Genomic DNA, 13575 nt, shown 5'->3' with positions numbered 1-13575 from the left:
CCCCGCCCCATCCCTGGCGGCCCGGTCACCCCGCGCCTAGGGTGGGGGCATGAGCACCGACGACAAGCCGGCGACCGCGGCATCCGACGAGATGAAGCGCAAATTCAAGGAAGCTCTCGACAAGAAGAACTCCCAGCATCGCTCGGGCGAGGCGCACCTCGACGGCGATTCGCCCGTCCACGGCACGCACGGCGCCGTGACCAAGCGGGAGTTCCGCCGCAAGAGCGGGTGACCCCCGGGCGCTCCGGGAGCTGCTGAGAGGAGAACCCATGGTCTTCGACCCCACGTTCGTCAGCATCGGGCACTCCGCGTCCGACGCCATCGGCGGGACCGGCGTGGCATGAGCGACTTCCGCGAACCCATCCCCGACGACGACCGCGAGGTGCGGCTCGACGACGACGCCGAGACCGAGCCGCCTCCGCCGACGATCGACCCCCTCGAGTCGATCGAGGACGACGTCGACGAGCTGACCGCCGAAGAGCGCGAAGCGGCGATCGAGTCGGGCCAGATCGAGCCCTGACGACAGAGCACGGGGCCGCCGCTCGCGCGGTCGGCCCCGTGTCGTCATGCCTGTCAGCGGGTGACGGATGCCTCGCGCGCTCGCGCGCGCTCCTCCTTGGCCGCGGCCTCGGCGATCGCCGCCTCTTCCAGGCCCTGCGTGCCGACCGCATCGGCGGCCGTCGACATGCCGTCGTGGTCTCCGACCATCGTCGTCTCGTCGAACGGCAGCTCGCCGCTGAGCACCCGGCGGGCCCGGCCCGCGTCGAACTCCTTCGTCCACGTGCCGATGAGGACGGTCGCGACGGCGTTCCCGGTGAAGTTCGTGACGGCACGGCCCTCCGACATGAACCGGTCGATGCCGACGATGACGCCGACGCCGTTGACGAGGTCGGGGCGGTAGGCCTGCAGCCCGCCTGCGAGGGTCGCGAGCCCCGCGCCGGTGACGCCCGCGGCCCCCTTGGAGGCGATGATCATGAACACGAGCAGGCCGATCTGCTCGGGGATCGACATCGGCGCCCCCATGCCCGACGCGATGAACAGCGAGGCCATCGTGAGGTAGATCGCGGTGCCGTCGAGGTTGAAGGAGTAACCCGTCGGGACCGTGATGCCCACGACGGGCTTCGAGACCCCGAGGTGCTCCATCTTGGCGATGAGGCGGGGCAGTGCCGACTCCGACGAGGAGGTGCCGACGATCAGGAGGTACTCGCGGGCGAGGTACTTGATGAGCGAGAAGATGCTGATCCGCGTCACGGCGAACAGCAGCGTGCCGAGGATCCCCACGATGAACACGAAGCACGTCACGTAGAACGCGAACATCAGCAGGCCGAGGCTCCAGATCGCCGCCACCCCGGTCGCGCCCACGACCGCCGCGATCGCTCCGAAGGCGCCGATCGGCGCGAGCCAGAGGATCATGCCGAGGATGCGGAACACGAGCGCCTGCAGGTGCTTGACGGCGTTCATGATGGGCCGGCCCTTCTCGCCCATGCCCTGCAGCGCGAAGCCGACGAGGAGCGCGATGAAGAGCACCTGCAGCACGCTCTCGCCCGTGAAGGCGGAGAAGAACGTCAGCGGGATGATGCCGAGGAGGAACTCCTCCGTCGTCTTCGCCTCGGCCGTCGCCTCGTAGGTCGCGTTCGCCATGTTGAGGCCTTCGCCCGGGTGGAGGATGTTGCCGACGACGAGGCCGATCGCAAGCGCGAAGGTCGACATGACCATGAAGTACAGCAGCGCGAGACCGCCGATCTTGCCGACGGTCGCAGCCTTCGCGATCGAGCCCACCCCGACCACGATCGTGCAGAAGATGATCGGCGCGATCATCATCTTGATGAGGGCCACGAACGCCGTGCCGAGGGGCTTGAGCGAGACGCCGACTTCGGGCCAGATCAGTCCGACGGTCGCGCCGAGTACCACCGCGGCGATGACCGCGAGGTACAGCCACGTGTGCTTGTCCCATGCTCGCTTGCCGCGCCGCCAGTTGTAGCCGGGCAGTGTGAAGGATGTCGTTCGAGTCGAAAGAGCCATCGTCGCCTCCTTGGGGGAACTCCGTCATCGGATGCCGCCACCATGGCGGTCATGCCAGAGTGCGCGCCGCCCGCTCCGGCGCCGAGTTGTGGTCGTATTGGTCGCGGCGAGCGAGGTCCGCGGAGCGCGATCCTGTGGTCGGATGGTCACACGGGCTCGAGAGGAGCGACGCGATGACGGGTCGGCGAGGGACGAGCGCGGCTTCGCGCGTCTTCGTCGTGCTCGTCGCCGCCGTCGTCGTGGTGGGCGCCCTCGTGGCGCTGGTGCTCGTGTTTCAGGCGCAGCGCGCCGTACGGGCGGAGGCCGAGGGCGTCACCCGCGCACTGGCCGAGACGATCGCCGCGACGGATGCCGTCGGCCGGGCCCTCGGCGACGACGACGCGTCTGCGCAGCTGCAGCCGTACGCCGAGCGGGTCATGGCCGGGACGGGAGTCGACTTCATCACGATCATGACGCCGGACGGGATCCGCGTGACGCACCGCGACCGCGCCGAGATCGGCCGGCACTATCTCGGCACGATCCCGGCGACCCCGCAGCCGCTGACGGAGGAGTTCACCGGCACGCTCGGCCCCTCGGTGCGCACGATCGCCCCGGTCGAGGTCGACGGCCGGCTCGTCGGCTGGGCCTCCGTGGGCGTGACGGTGCAGTCGCTGTCGTCCGCGATCTTCCAGAGGCTGCCGTTCGCCCTCCTCATCGCGCTGGCCGTCGTGGCAGCGGGGTTCGTGGGGGCGTGGGCGGCCGGGCGCGTCACCAAGCGCGTGACGGGAGACCTCCCCGCCGGGAGCGTCCGCGACGCCGTCTCGTCATACGAATCGGTGCGCACCCTCGGCGAAGCGCTCCGCGCTCAGACCCACGAGCACGGCAACCGCATGCACACCGCCGTCGCCCTGCTCGAGCTCGGACGCACCGACGAGGCGATCGAGATCCTCACCGAGACGTCTCGGCAGAGTCAGACCCTCGTGGACCAGGTGACGGCGCCGCGGGACGGCGACCCCACCGTCGGCGCGCTGCTTCTGGGCAAGGCGTCCCAGGCGCGGGAACGGGGAATCGACTGGCGTATCGACATCGATCCCGCCGCTCCGCGAAGCACCCTCGCCCCCGTGGACGCCGTCTCGGTCGTGGGCAACCTCATCGACAACGCCCTCGACGCGGCAGCAGCCGGCCCCGAGCCGCGGTGGGTGCGCTTCGAGCTCTCGCCCGCCGCGGGCGGCGCGGTGTCGATCGTCGTCTCGGACAGCGGGACGGGCATCCCCCCGGAGCTCTCCGACCGTGTGTGGGAGCACGGCTTCTCGACCAAGCCCGCCGGCGCCGAGGGCCGCGGCGTCGGGCTCGCCCTGGTCAAGTCGATCGTGGAGGAAGCCGGCGGGAGCATCGAGGTCGAGGCATCCCCCACCGCCTTGCACATCGTGCTGCCGCGGAGTCGTCCGTGATCTCGGTCCTCCTCGTCGACGACGACCCCTTGACCCTCGAGCTGCATCGCTCGTACCTCGCGCGCCTCGACGGGTTCGAGGTCGTCGCGGAGTGCACGGGTGCGCGAGCCGCCGTGACGGCCCTCCTCGAGTCGCCTCCGGCCGGCGGCGTCGACCTCGTGCTCCTCGACATGACGATGCCGGACGGGACGGGGCTCGATGTGCTCCGGCACGTGCGCGCGCACGGCGACGACGTCGACGTCATCGCCGTGACGGGGGTGAGGGACGCCGACGTCGTGCGGCAGACGGCATCCCTCGGCGTCGCGCAGTACCTCGTCAAGCCGTTCACGTACGCGGTCTTCCGGGAGCGGCTCGAGCAGTACCGGGAGTTCCGCCGGCGGGCGCAGGATGCCTCGGGCCCGGCCACGCAGGCCGAGATCGACGCGATGCTCGGGGCCATGCGGCACCCCGGGACCCCCGAGCTGCCGAAGGGCCTGTCCGTCGAGAGCCTGGAACGGGTGAGCACCGCCATCCGGGAGCGGGGAGCGCTCACGGCCAGCGAGACGGGCGAAGCGCTCGGCATGTCGCGCGTCGCCGCACGCCGGTATCTCGAGCATCTCGTGGAGGCGGGGCGTGTCGTGCGCTCTCCGCGCTACGGGACGCCGGGTCGCCCGCAGACCGAATACCGCTGGCGCAGCTGACCTATCGCGTCGGTGCCGGCGCGGGCGCGGTCGCCGTGCCGCGCCCGGGCTCGCTCGGGAACCGGGACGGCCTGGACGCCGGCAGGATCAGCGCCGGCCCTCGTCTCGCTGCGCTCGCTCGGGAACCGGGTCCGGGGGCCCCCGCAGGATCAGCGCCGGCCCCTCGTCTCGCTCCGCTCGCTCGGGAACCGGGCCCGGGCGGCACGGGAGCGGCAGGATGGGGGCATGGCGGAGCCGAGCGACGACTGGACGGGATACGACACGGGGTTCCTCGGCATCCGGGTTCCTCTGCCCGTCCCCCTCGACGACGCACGGGTGCGCGAACTGCCCTACCCGCGCTTCACCGTGCTGCTCGAGCCGTCGCGCCGGTTCGCCGTCGCGACCGCGGTCAACATCGATGGCGCGGCCCTCCTCGACCTCGCGCGGCGCGGCGAATGGCGCCTCGACGACCGCGTGCCGCCGGCCGAACAGGCAGGACCCGCGGTGTACGCCGACAACGATCTCGACCGGGGCCACCTCGTGCGGCGCCGCGACCCGGGCTGGGGCTCCGCCGCCGACGCGCGCGAGGCCACCGCGGCGACGTTCTTCTACACGAACGCGGCGCCCCAGGCCTCGCTCTTCAACCAGTCGAAAGAGCTGTGGCTCGGCCTGGAGGATCACGTGCTCGAATACGCCGACACGACCGACCAGCGGATCTCGGTCTTCACCGCGCCCGTTCTGGCCGACGACGACCCGCCGTACCGCGGCATCCTGATCCCCCGTCGCTTCTGGAAGGTCGCGGCCTGGTCGTCGACGCGGGCACCCGATGCGCCGACGCTCGCCGCGGCGGGGTTCGTCCTCGACCAGTCCGAACTCATCGACGCGGGCACGGCGACCGCCGTCGCGCCGCTCGGGCGGTTCCGCACCTTCCAGGTGCCGATCGGCGACATCGAGCAGCTCGCGGGCGTCGACCTCGGCCCGCTCGTGGATGCCGACGTCTTCGCGCGCGACGAGACGGCGCGCCCCGCGGCCTGGGTGCCGCTGAGCGCGCCGTCCGAGATCGAGCTCGGCTGAGGCCTACTCGCCGGCCAGACCACCGAGGAGGTGTCCGAACGAGCGGCCTTCACCGAGGTAGTTCGAGGGGTCGAAGGGATCGACGGATGCCTCGGGCGCGCGTCGCGCGACCGCCTCGGCCAGTTCGCGGGCCCCACGCTCGATGCGCTCGCCGAGCGGCGCGACCTGATCGCCCGAACCGCCCCAATCGCTGGAAGCGGCGAAGACGCCCGTCGAGACGGGCTCCGCGTGCAGATAGGTGAAGAGCGGCCGGATGGCGTAGTCGATCGCGAGCGAGTGGCGCGCCGTACCGGCGTTCGCCCCGATCAGGACGGGCTTGCCCGTGAGGGCGTCGGGCTCGAGCACGTCGATGAACGACTTGAAGAGCCCCGAGTAGCTCGTCGAGAAGATCGGCGTCACCGCGATGAGCGCGTCCGCCGAGACGACGGCGTTGATCATCGACTCAAGGGCGGGCGGGGCGAACCCCGTCAGCAGGTTGTTCGTGATGTCGTGCGCGTAGTCGCGCAGCTCGAAGACATCCACCTCGACCGGGATCGGCTGCCCGTCGGCGCCCGTCGTCTGCCCGAGGGCGGCGACCGTCGACGCGGCGAGCCGGTCGGCGAGCATGCGCGTCGACGAGGGGTTCGACAGACCCGCCGAGACGACGGCGATACGGCGTGCGGTGGTCATCTCACGCCTCCTTCCGGCCGAGGCCGAACGCCGCTCCCGCGGGGGCCGGGGTGTCCTGGTAGGGCGAGCCGACCGTCAGGTTGTCGCCGCGGTTCGCGTTCGGACGGGCTTCGCGCGGCGCCTGGCCGCCGTAGGCCTTCTCGACGAGATTCGCGTGGGTCGGGGCATCCGGAACCTCTGCGGGCCGGTTCTGCGCGAGCTCCTTGCGGAGCACCGGCACGACCTCGCCGCCGAGGATGTCGAGCTGCTCCAGCACCGTCTTGAGCGGGAGGCCGGCGTGGTCGATGAGGAACAGCTGACGCTGGTAGTCGCCGAAGTGCTCGCGCATGCCGGCGTACCGGTCGATGACCTGCTGCGGCGAGCCGACCGTGAGGGGCGTCATCTCGCTGAAGTCCTCGAGGCTCGGGCCGTGGCCGTACACCGGCGCGTTGTCGAAGTACGGGCGGAACTCCGAGACGGCGTCCTGCGAGTTGGTGCGCATGAACACCTGGCCGCCGAGGCCCACGATCGCCTGCTCGGGCGTGCCGTGGCCGTAGTGGGCGTAGCGCTGCCGGTACAGGGTCACCAGGCGCTGGTAGTGCTCCTTGGGCCAGAAGATGTTGTTCGCGAAGAAGCCGTCGCCGTAGTACGCGGCCTGCTCGGCGATCTCGGGCGTGCGGATCGACCCGTGCCACACGAACGGCGCGACGCCGTCCAGCGGTCGCGGGGTCGAGGTGAAGCCCTGAAGGGGGGTGCGGAACTTGCCCTCCCAGTCGACGACGTCCTCGTGCCACAGGCGGTGGAGGAGGTTGTAGTTCTCGATCGCGAGCGGGAGCCCCTGGCGGATGTCCTTGCCGAACCACGGGTAGACGGGCCCGGTGTTGCCGCGGCCCAGCATGAGGTCGGTGCGGCCGCCCGAGACGTGCTGCAGCATCGCGAAGTCCTCGGCGATCTTCACCGGGTCGTTCGTCGTGATGAGGGTCGTCGCCGTCGACAGCACCAGCCGCTCGGTCTGGGCCGCGATGTAGGCGAGGGTCGTCGTGGGCGATGACGACCAGAACGGCGGATTGTGGTGCTCGCCGAGCGCGAAGACGTCGAGACCGACGTCCTCGGCGTGCTTGGCGATGGCGACGGTGTTGCGGATCTTCTCCGCCTCACTCGGGGTCGTCCCCGTCGTGGGGTCGGCGGTGATGTCGCTCACCGTGAAGATGCCGAACTGCATGCCGGGCCACGTTGTGGTCTCGCTCACGATCTTTCCCGCTTCCCGGATGCCTCGGCATCCGTTGTATGCAAATGAATGTATCTCGTGCAACGCATGTCGCGCCAGGTTATTCCCGGCATCTGCGCGCCGGCTGGACACGCCTAGTGCGGCTCGAAGAGCCGCAGCATGTCGCGCACGAGCTGGTGCGGCGCGGTCTCGCAGGGGCTGTGTCCCGTGGCGTACACAGCGAGCCGCGCGCCGATGTGCCGCGCGTAGGCCGAATGCTGCTCGATCGGCCAGAGGTCGCGCGCGCCCACCGCGACGAGCTTGGGGATCGGCGCGTCGCGCACGGACTGCGTGAAGTCGGGCGTCGTCATCATGAGGTGCACGATGTCGTCGACACTGGACCGACGGGTCAGTTCGAACCGGTCGCGCACGAAGGCGAGCCGCCGCGGCGGCACCCGGTTGAGGTTGTTGCGGATGCCCCACAGCAGCAGCGCCGCACCCTGCTGCGGCGAGGTGACCCCGCTGAACCGGCCGATGCGCTTGATCCCGCGGAAGACCTGGCCCGTCGCCGGCGGCGTCGAGAGCAGGGTGAGGCTCGCGACGAGCTCGGGGCGCTCGGCGAGCGCGAGCTGGGCGACGAGCCCGGCGAAGGAGTAGCCGAGCACATGCGCGGGCGTGGGGCCGGCCTCCAGGACGGCGTAGAGGTCGGCGATGAAGAGGTCGTAGTCGTAGCGCTCGCGCGGCGGGGAGAGGTTCTCGGGGCCGGCGCCGGCCGACTCGTACTGCCCGGCGAGGTCGTAGGACTCCACGCGATACCCGGCCTCCGCCAGGAGCGGCAGCATGAGCGTGAAGTCCTCCTTCGAGCCGGTCACGCCGGGAAGGAGCACGACGCGCCCACGACGGGGCTCGCCGAGCGAGACGCGCGCCAGGCCGCCGCTCGGCGCCGCGAACACGTCATGCACCGTGCGCTCGGGGAAGGCGCGCCAGTCGAGGTCGGGGATCGCCCGGTCCCGCTCCAGTGCGTCGTCGATCGTCGTCATGGCGCCGCCGAGACTACCGCGCGCGCACGCCGTCGTCGTGGACCTCGTCGGACATGACGCCTCCCCGCATGGAGCCCTGCGACGCGTCGCACCCACGCCGTCGCGATCCCCAGGATAGGGTGACGTTCGCCTGCCATGACCGATTCCAGCGCTCCGGCCGCTGCCGCGGCATCCTCCTCCCCCGTCCCGCCTGCGACGGGGACCGTCGGAGTGCCGCGAGCACGGCGACGCGTGCCCTTCTGGGACAACGCGCGCTTCGCGTGCATCGTGCTGGTGGTGCTCGGGCATGCGACGCAGCGGCTGACGTACGACTCCGACATCGCGCTGAGCCTGTACCTGCTCATCTACGCCTTCCACATGCCGGCGTTCGCGATCATCTCGGGGTACTTCTCCAAGTCGGGCGCGCCCACCAAGCGCCAGATGGCCCGTGTCATCACCGACATCCTGCTGCCCTACGTGATCTTCGAGGCGCTGTGGACCCTGACGAAGTGGATCGTCGAGGGCAGCGCCAGTCCGAACCTCACCAAGCCCTCGTGGACGCTGTGGTTCCTGCTGGCCCTGGGCATCTTCCGCCTCGTGCTGCCCTACCTCGCGCTGCTGCGGTGGCCGCTGCTGTGGACCGTCGTGATCTCGATCGGCGCCGGGTACTTCTCCAACATCGACTCGACGCTCTCGCTCTCGCGGACGCTCGGCCTGCTGCCGTTCTTCACCCTCGGGTGGTGGCTCAGCGAGCACCGCATCATCGACCGTGCGGGCCTTCTCGGCCGCCGGCCGTGGTGGGTGTTCCCCTCGGCGATCGCGATCCTCGCCCTCGCGGGGTTCGCGGCCTGGCGGTTCTCCGGCGACTGGCGCGCGATGAACCTCGATCAGTGGCTCTTCTACGACGAGAACTACTCCGCGCTCGGCGGCACCGACTGGTGGGCCGGCGGCGTGCGTCTCGCGCTCATGCTCATCGCCGTCATCCTGTCGGCCGCATTCTTCGCGCTCGTGCCGCGGCGCTCGCACTGGTGGACGCACTTCGGCCAGTACACGATGTACGTCTACCTGCTCCACTCGTTCGTGCTGTACCCGTTCCGCGAATCGGGCGTGCTGCGCGGCCTCGACCCGACGTGGATCTGGCTGCCGATCGTCATCGTCGCCTCGGTGCTCATCGCGCTCGGACTCGCGACCAAGCCCGTGCGCACCCTCTTCCGCCCGCTCGTCGAGCCCCGGCCCACCTGGCTCTTCGCCGATCCGGCGCTGGCGGCACGCGAGGGCCGGCGATCCGACCCGACCGGATCCCGCCGCCCCCGAGAGGGCGACCGGCCCGCCGCCCCGAAGCACGCCGATCCGCGCCAGAACGGCTGACCTCGCCCCCTGCCGAACCCGTGAGCCTCCATCTGAGCGCCGAGACCGTGGGTGCCACCCGCGCTCTCGGCGCTCAGATGGAGGCTCACTGTTCACGCGGGGGGGCGGGGCGGGGCGGGGCGGGGCGGGGCGGGACGGGGCGGGACGGGGCGGGGCGGGGCGGGCGCGGTAACGGGCGGCAACAAAAAGGCGACGGATGCCGCGCCCCCACCTAACCTCGGGGGCATGAACGAGCCGAACCTCCCCATCCTCGACCTGTCGCTGCTGGACCAGGGCCCCGAAGCGGCGGCCCGGTTCCGCGACGAGCTGCGCGCCGCGACGCATGACGTCGGCTTCTTCTACCTCACCGGCACCGGCGTGACGCCCGAGCTGGAGGAGCGGCTGCACAGCGCTGCCCGCGACTTCTTCGCCCTGCCCGAGGGCGACAAGCTCGCGATCGAGAACATCAGGAGCCCGCACTTCCGGGGGTACACGCGCATCGGCGGCGAGCGCACGCAGGGCCAGGTCGACTGGCGCGAGCAGATCGACATCGGCCCCGAGCGCGAGCCCGTCACCGATCCCGGCGCCCCCGACTTCGCTCGGCTGATCGGCCCGAACCTCTGGCCCGACGCGCAGCCCGAGCTGCGTGCGGTCGTGGCCGAGTGGCACGCCCGGCTCGTCGTCGTCGCGCGCAAGCTCCTGCGCGCCTGGGCGCTCTCGCTGGGCGCGGAGGAGTCGTACTTCGACGACCACTTCGGCGAGCCGTCGACGCTCATCAAGATCGTGCGCTACCCCGGCACGCACGAGCCGGAGCCGCAGCAGGGCGTCGGCGCCCACAAGGACTCGGGCGTGCTGACGCTCCTGTGGATCGAGCCCGGCAAGGGCGGCCTGCAGGTGCAGCGCGACGGCGAGTGGGTCGATGCGCCGCCCGTGCCCGGCGCCTTCGTCGTCAACATCGGCGAGCTGCTCGAGTACGCGACGCAGGGCTACCTCATCGCGACGAACCACCGCGTCGTCTCGCCCGCGGCCCCCGACGACCGCATCTCGGTGCCGTTCTTCTTCAACCCCGCGCTCGACACGCAGCTGCCGATCATCGAGCTCCCGGCCGAGCTCGCCGCGCAGGCCCGGGGCGTCACGGACGACCCGGCGAACCCCATCCACTCCCTCTACGGGCAGAACGCCCTGAAGTCGCGCCTGCGCGCACACCCCGACGTGGCCGAGATCCACCACGCCGACCTTCTCGCCGCGCGGGCCGCGGCATCCGTCTGACCCGTTCCGGGAACCGCCGCACGCGCGCCCGGGAATGACGAAGGCCTCCCCACACCGTGGGGAGGCCTTCCAAGAATGTTTTGCGCGATTGAACGCTGGGTGCGGTGCCTTATCGACGCAGACCGAGGCGCTCGATGAGCGAGCGGTAACGGTTGATGTCGATGTCCTGGAGGTAACCCAGGAGACGGCGGCGCTGGCCGACGAGCAGGAACAGCCCACGACGCGAGTGGTGGTCGTGCTTGTGCTCCTTGAGGTGCTCGGTGAGGTCCTTGATGCGCTGCGTCAGCATCGCGACCTGCACCTCGGGGGATCCGGTGTCACCGGGGTGCGTCGCGTACTCTTCGATGATCGCCTTCTTGACGTCTGCTTCCAGTGCCATAGGTGATCCCCTCTCTCCTTGTTGCGCGGTGCCCGTCACCCGATGTGCGAGCTCTCTTTCTCCGCGGCCGATCCAACGGCAACCTCACGAGTCTACCAGCCGCTCACCCCGGGCCGCACACGGTCGCGTGAGATGACAGAAGAGCGGATGCCGCGACCCGAGGTCGCAGCATCCGCTCTCCGTCGCGGGGGTCAGTCCTGCTGGAGGGCGCCCTGCAGGTCGAGCGTGATCGTGACGTCCTTGCCCACGAGCACGCCGCCGGTCTCGAGCGCGGCGTTCCACGTCAGGCCGAAGTCCTCGCGGTTGATGACCGTCTTGGCGGTCGCGCCGGCCTTGTAGTTGCCCCACGGGTCGGCACCGAAGCCGCCGAAGTCGAACTCGAACGTGACGGGCTTGGTCACGCCGCGGATCGAGAGGTCGCCGTCGACGAGGAAGTCGCCGTCCTCGACGCGCACGCCCGTCGAGCGGAACTCGATCGTGGGGTGGTTCTCGACGTCGAAGAAGTCGGCCGAGCGCAGGTGCTGGTCGCGGCCCTCGTCCTTCGTGGAGAGGGACGCCGCGTCGACGGTCGCCTCGACCGTGGCCTCGAGCGGGTTCTCGGGCGCGACGAGCGTCGCGTTCTTGATGCCGAAGGCGCCGCGCACCTTGGAGATCATCATGTGGCGCACGCTGAAGCCGACCTCGCTGTGCGAGGGGTCGAGCACCCAGGTGCCGGCACGGTAGCCCGGAACGTCGATCGTGGTCGTGGTCGTGGTGTCGGTCATCTGTCTTCCTCCGAAATGGGGCCGGCGCCGAGCCGGCAGCTTGTCGGTGTCAACGCAGTGCGCGTCCCGATCTATTCCCATGAATGCAAAATTCGTCGGCACCATGATTCCGGACGGCCACGGAACGGCGGATTTCGGACGACGCATCCCCGATCCGACTGCCGTGTCACACCCCGGGGCTAGAGTCTCGACGTGACCCAGACAGATTCCGCCGCGGCGGCGCGCGCGTCCCGCCGGGCGCAGCTCTCGGTCGCCGTCGGGTTCGTGCTCACGGGGATCATCTGGGGCTCGAGCTTCCTCTTCATGAAGGTGGCGCTCGGCGGCCTCTCCCCCGGTCAGGTCGCGTGGTCCCGGCTCGTCCTCGGCGCTCTCGCGCTCGGGCTCTTCGTGCTCGTCCGGCGCGACCGCCTCCCCCGCCGCCTCGCCGTGTGGGGGCACATGACGGTGCTCGCCGTCTCGTTCTGCGTCGTGCCGTTCCTGCTCTTCTCGTGGGCGCAGCAGCACGTGACGTCGGGCCTGGCGAGCATCTACAACGCCACGACCCCGATCATGACGGCCGTCATGGCGGGGCTCCTGTTCCGCGTCGAGCGCCTCAAAACCGTGCAGATCGGCGGCATCGTGCTCGGCATCCTGGGGGTCGTCGTCATCATCGCCCCCTGGCAGGGCCTCGACTTCTCGCAGGGCCTCGTCGCACAGTTCGCGATTCTCGGCGCGACGGCCTGCTACGGCTTCAGCCTCGCCTACATGCGGCGTTTCGTCTCCGACACGGGCATGAGCGCTCTCGTGTTCTCGTTCCTCAACATCGGCATCGCCGCCGCCATCATGCTGCTCCTGACGCCCGTGCTCGTGCTGACGCCCGTCACGCTCCACCCGTGGATCGTCGCGAGCATCGTGCTGCTCGGATGCCTCGGCACCGGTGTCGCCTACATCTGGAACCAGAACACGGTCCGGGCGTGGGGCCCCACCCGCGCATCGACGGTGACCTACATCACCCCGCTCGTCGGCGTGCTCCTCGGGGTCATCGTCCTCGGCGAGGAGCTGAGCTGGAACGAGCCCGTCGGCGCGCTGGTCGTCTTCCTCGGCATCCTGCTCGCGCAGGACCGGCTGCGCCCGCGCGCGCGGCTCAAGACGGACGAAGGGGCGGATGCCTCGGCAGCCGCCCCTCCCGTCGTCGCGTCCGGTGTCAGCCGACCGCGATGAGGTCGATGACGAAGATCAGCGTCTTTCCGCCGAGGAAGTGGCCGCCGGCGGGGCCGTAGGCCAGGTGCGGCGGGATGACGAGCTCGCGGCGGCCGCCGACCTTCATGCCCGGGATGCCGTCCTGCCAGCCCTGGATGAGGCCGCGGAGCGGGAACTGGATGCTCTCGCCGCGGTTCCAGGACGAGTCGAACTCCTCGCCCGAGTCGTACTCGACGCCCACGTAGTGGACGGTCACGGTGTCGCCGGGCTTCGCCTCGGCGCCTTCGCCCACGATCACGTCGCGGATGACGAGCTCCTCGGGGGCAGGGCCCGCGGGAGCGTCGATGTCGGGCTTGGTGCGGTCATCAGTCATGAGTCCATCCAACCCGACGGCGCGGAGCGGGTCAAAGGCCGCATCGAGTGAGCACGACGCGCCGCAAGGGCCTTGACGCCTCCGGAGGCCTTTGGCACGCTGTTCTCAAGACCAGCTCAGCGCTCGGTAGTCACGCAGGCATCGCCGCGGCACCGAGCGCTGAGTTTTGTTTCGAGCGCCCTGTGGCGCGGGGCCGCGCGCCTCG

15 protein-coding genes are annotated in these 13575 nt (G+C 70.5%); 8 read left to right on the top strand and 7 right to left on the bottom strand.

The annotated features are described in order from the left end of the window. Window positions 1-49 precede the first annotated feature (49 nt). On the top strand, window positions 50-232 hold the full coding sequence (locus ACSBPH_RS15700) for a DUF5302 domain-containing protein (RefSeq protein ID WP_442575247.1): 183 nt from the start codon (window positions 50-52) through the stop codon (window positions 230-232). A gap of 108 nt (window positions 233-340) precedes the next feature. Next, on the top strand, window positions 341-520 hold the full coding sequence (locus ACSBPH_RS15695) for a hypothetical protein (protein WP_442575246.1): 180 nt from the start codon (window positions 341-343) through the stop codon (window positions 518-520). A gap of 53 nt (window positions 521-573) precedes the next feature. On the opposite strand, the gene ACSBPH_RS15690 is transcribed toward ACSBPH_RS15695, so the two are convergent. After that, on the bottom strand, window positions 574-2022 hold the full coding sequence (locus ACSBPH_RS15690) for a cation:dicarboxylate symporter family transporter (protein WP_442575245.1): 1449 nt from the start codon (window positions 2020-2022) through the stop codon (window positions 574-576). 173 nt (window positions 2023-2195) lie between these two features. On the opposite strand from ACSBPH_RS15690, the gene ACSBPH_RS15685 reads away from it, so the two are divergent. The 3 genes from ACSBPH_RS15685 to ACSBPH_RS15675 all read left to right on the top strand — a co-directional run bounded on the left by ACSBPH_RS15685 (window position 2196) and on the right by ACSBPH_RS15675 (window position 5185). Then, window positions 2196-3452: a sensor histidine kinase gene (locus ACSBPH_RS15685; RefSeq protein WP_442575244.1), complete on the top strand. Its 1257-nt coding sequence runs from the start codon at window positions 2196-2198 to the stop codon at window positions 3450-3452. Further along, on the top strand, window positions 3449-4132 hold the full coding sequence (locus ACSBPH_RS15680; RefSeq protein WP_442575243.1) for a response regulator: 684 nt from the start codon (window positions 3449-3451) through the stop codon (window positions 4130-4132). Before ACSBPH_RS15685 ends, ACSBPH_RS15680 begins: the two co-directional genes overlap by 4 nt. Before the next feature lie 225 nt (window positions 4133-4357). Further along, window positions 4358-5185, top strand: a complete 828-nt coding sequence (locus tag ACSBPH_RS15675; protein WP_442575242.1) for a DNA/RNA non-specific endonuclease — start codon at window positions 4358-4360, stop codon at window positions 5183-5185. Between the two features lie 3 nt (window positions 5186-5188). On the opposite strand, the gene ACSBPH_RS15670 is transcribed toward ACSBPH_RS15675, so the two are convergent. The 3 genes from ACSBPH_RS15670 to ACSBPH_RS15660 all read right to left on the bottom strand — a co-directional run bounded on the left by ACSBPH_RS15670 (window position 5189) and on the right by ACSBPH_RS15660 (window position 8080). Further along, window positions 5189-5854: an FMN reductase gene (locus ACSBPH_RS15670; protein ID WP_442575241.1), complete on the bottom strand. Its 666-nt coding sequence runs from the start codon at window positions 5852-5854 to the stop codon at window positions 5189-5191. A 1-nt stretch (window position 5855) separates the two neighbouring features. Then, window positions 5856-7055 (bottom strand): LLM class flavin-dependent oxidoreductase, encoded by a 1200-nt coding sequence (locus ACSBPH_RS15665; RefSeq protein ID WP_442577325.1) that lies wholly within the window; start codon window positions 7053-7055, stop codon window positions 5856-5858. A gap of 140 nt (window positions 7056-7195) precedes the next feature. Beyond that, complete coding sequence (locus tag ACSBPH_RS15660) at window positions 7196-8080, bottom strand: alpha/beta fold hydrolase (RefSeq protein WP_442575240.1); 885 nt, start codon at window positions 8078-8080, stop codon at window positions 7196-7198. Between the two features lie 135 nt (window positions 8081-8215). On the opposite strand from ACSBPH_RS15660, the gene ACSBPH_RS15655 reads away from it, so the two are divergent. Together ACSBPH_RS15655 and ACSBPH_RS15650 are read left to right on the top strand one after the other, a co-directional pair. Continuing rightward, window positions 8216-9427 carry an acyltransferase family protein gene (locus ACSBPH_RS15655; RefSeq protein WP_442575239.1) on the top strand — a complete coding sequence of 404 codons (1212 nt, stop codon included), beginning with the start codon at window positions 8216-8218 and terminating at the stop codon, window positions 9425-9427. A gap of 225 nt (window positions 9428-9652) precedes the next feature. Then, window positions 9653-10675: an isopenicillin N synthase family dioxygenase gene (locus ACSBPH_RS15650; RefSeq protein ID WP_442575238.1), complete on the top strand. Its 1023-nt coding sequence runs from the start codon at window positions 9653-9655 to the stop codon at window positions 10673-10675. Between the two features lie 109 nt (window positions 10676-10784). Here the strand turns inward: ACSBPH_RS15650 and rpsO are convergent, their stop codons facing one another. After that, the gene (gene rpsO, locus ACSBPH_RS15645; RefSeq protein WP_005048780.1) at window positions 10785-11054 is read right to left on the bottom strand and encodes a 30S ribosomal protein S15; all 270 of its coding nucleotides are present in this window, start codon (window positions 11052-11054) and stop codon (window positions 10785-10787) included. Between the two features lie 191 nt (window positions 11055-11245). Beyond that, complete coding sequence (locus tag ACSBPH_RS15640) at window positions 11246-11818, bottom strand: YceI family protein (RefSeq protein ID WP_442575237.1); 573 nt, start codon at window positions 11816-11818, stop codon at window positions 11246-11248. A 192-nt stretch (window positions 11819-12010) separates the two neighbouring features. Here ACSBPH_RS15640 and ACSBPH_RS15635 point away from each other — a divergent pair, with 192 nt between their 5' ends. Beyond that, window positions 12011-13018, top strand: a complete 1008-nt coding sequence (locus tag ACSBPH_RS15635) for a DMT family transporter (RefSeq protein WP_442575236.1) — start codon at window positions 12011-12013, stop codon at window positions 13016-13018. Here the strand turns inward: ACSBPH_RS15635 and ACSBPH_RS15630 are convergent. Further along, complete coding sequence (locus tag ACSBPH_RS15630; RefSeq protein WP_442575235.1) at window positions 13002-13370, bottom strand: FKBP-type peptidyl-prolyl cis-trans isomerase; 369 nt, start codon at window positions 13368-13370, stop codon at window positions 13002-13004. The two genes, ACSBPH_RS15635 and ACSBPH_RS15630, sit on opposite strands and share 17 nt — an antisense overlap. Window positions 13371-13575: the final 205 nt, after the last annotated feature.

Source organism: Microbacterium sp. F51-2R (genome assembly GCF_052180235.1).
In the GTDB taxonomy this organism is placed as follows: Bacteria; Actinomycetota; Actinomycetes; order Actinomycetales; family Microbacteriaceae; genus Microbacterium.
Note: the sequence above shows the minus strand (reverse complement) of the source record. Positions and strands in the feature narration are given on the sequence as shown.

Bases quoted from the DNA above. Each gene is read 5' to 3' on its own strand.
- ACSBPH_RS15685 (WP_442575244.1), top strand. From the start codon at position 2,196: ATGACGGGTCGGCGAGGGACGAGCGCGGCTTCGCGCGTCTTCGTCGTG.
- ACSBPH_RS15650 (WP_442575238.1), top strand. From the start codon at position 9,653: ATGAACGAGCCGAACCTCCCCATCCTCGACCTGTCGCTGCTGGACCAG.
- ACSBPH_RS15655 (WP_442575239.1), top strand. From the start codon at position 8,216: ATGACCGATTCCAGCGCTCCGGCCGCTGCCGCGGCATCCTCCTCCCCC.
- ACSBPH_RS15670 (WP_442575241.1), bottom strand. From the start codon at position 5,854: ATGACCACCGCACGCCGTATCGCCGTCGTCTCGGCGGGTCTGTCGAAC.
- ACSBPH_RS15700 (WP_442575247.1), top strand. From the start codon at position 50: ATGAGCACCGACGACAAGCCGGCGACCGCGGCATCCGACGAGATGAAG.
- ACSBPH_RS15660 (WP_442575240.1), bottom strand. From the start codon at position 8,080: ATGACGACGATCGACGACGCACTGGAGCGGGACCGGGCGATCCCCGAC.
- ACSBPH_RS15630 (WP_442575235.1), bottom strand. From the start codon at position 13,370: ATGACTGATGACCGCACCAAGCCCGACATCGACGCTCCCGCGGGCCCT.
- ACSBPH_RS15690 (WP_442575245.1), bottom strand. From the start codon at position 2,022: ATGGCTCTTTCGACTCGAACGACATCCTTCACACTGCCCGGCTACAAC.
- ACSBPH_RS15675 (WP_442575242.1), top strand. From the start codon at position 4,358: ATGGCGGAGCCGAGCGACGACTGGACGGGATACGACACGGGGTTCCTC.
- ACSBPH_RS15665 (WP_442577325.1), bottom strand. From the start codon at position 7,055: ATGCAGTTCGGCATCTTCACGGTGAGCGACATCACCGCCGACCCCACG.
- ACSBPH_RS15695 (WP_442575246.1), top strand. From the start codon at position 341: ATGAGCGACTTCCGCGAACCCATCCCCGACGACGACCGCGAGGTGCGG.
- rpsO (WP_005048780.1), bottom strand. From the start codon at position 11,054: ATGGCACTGGAAGCAGACGTCAAGAAGGCGATCATCGAAGAGTACGCG.
- ACSBPH_RS15640 (WP_442575237.1), bottom strand. From the start codon at position 11,818: ATGACCGACACCACGACCACGACCACGATCGACGTTCCGGGCTACCGT.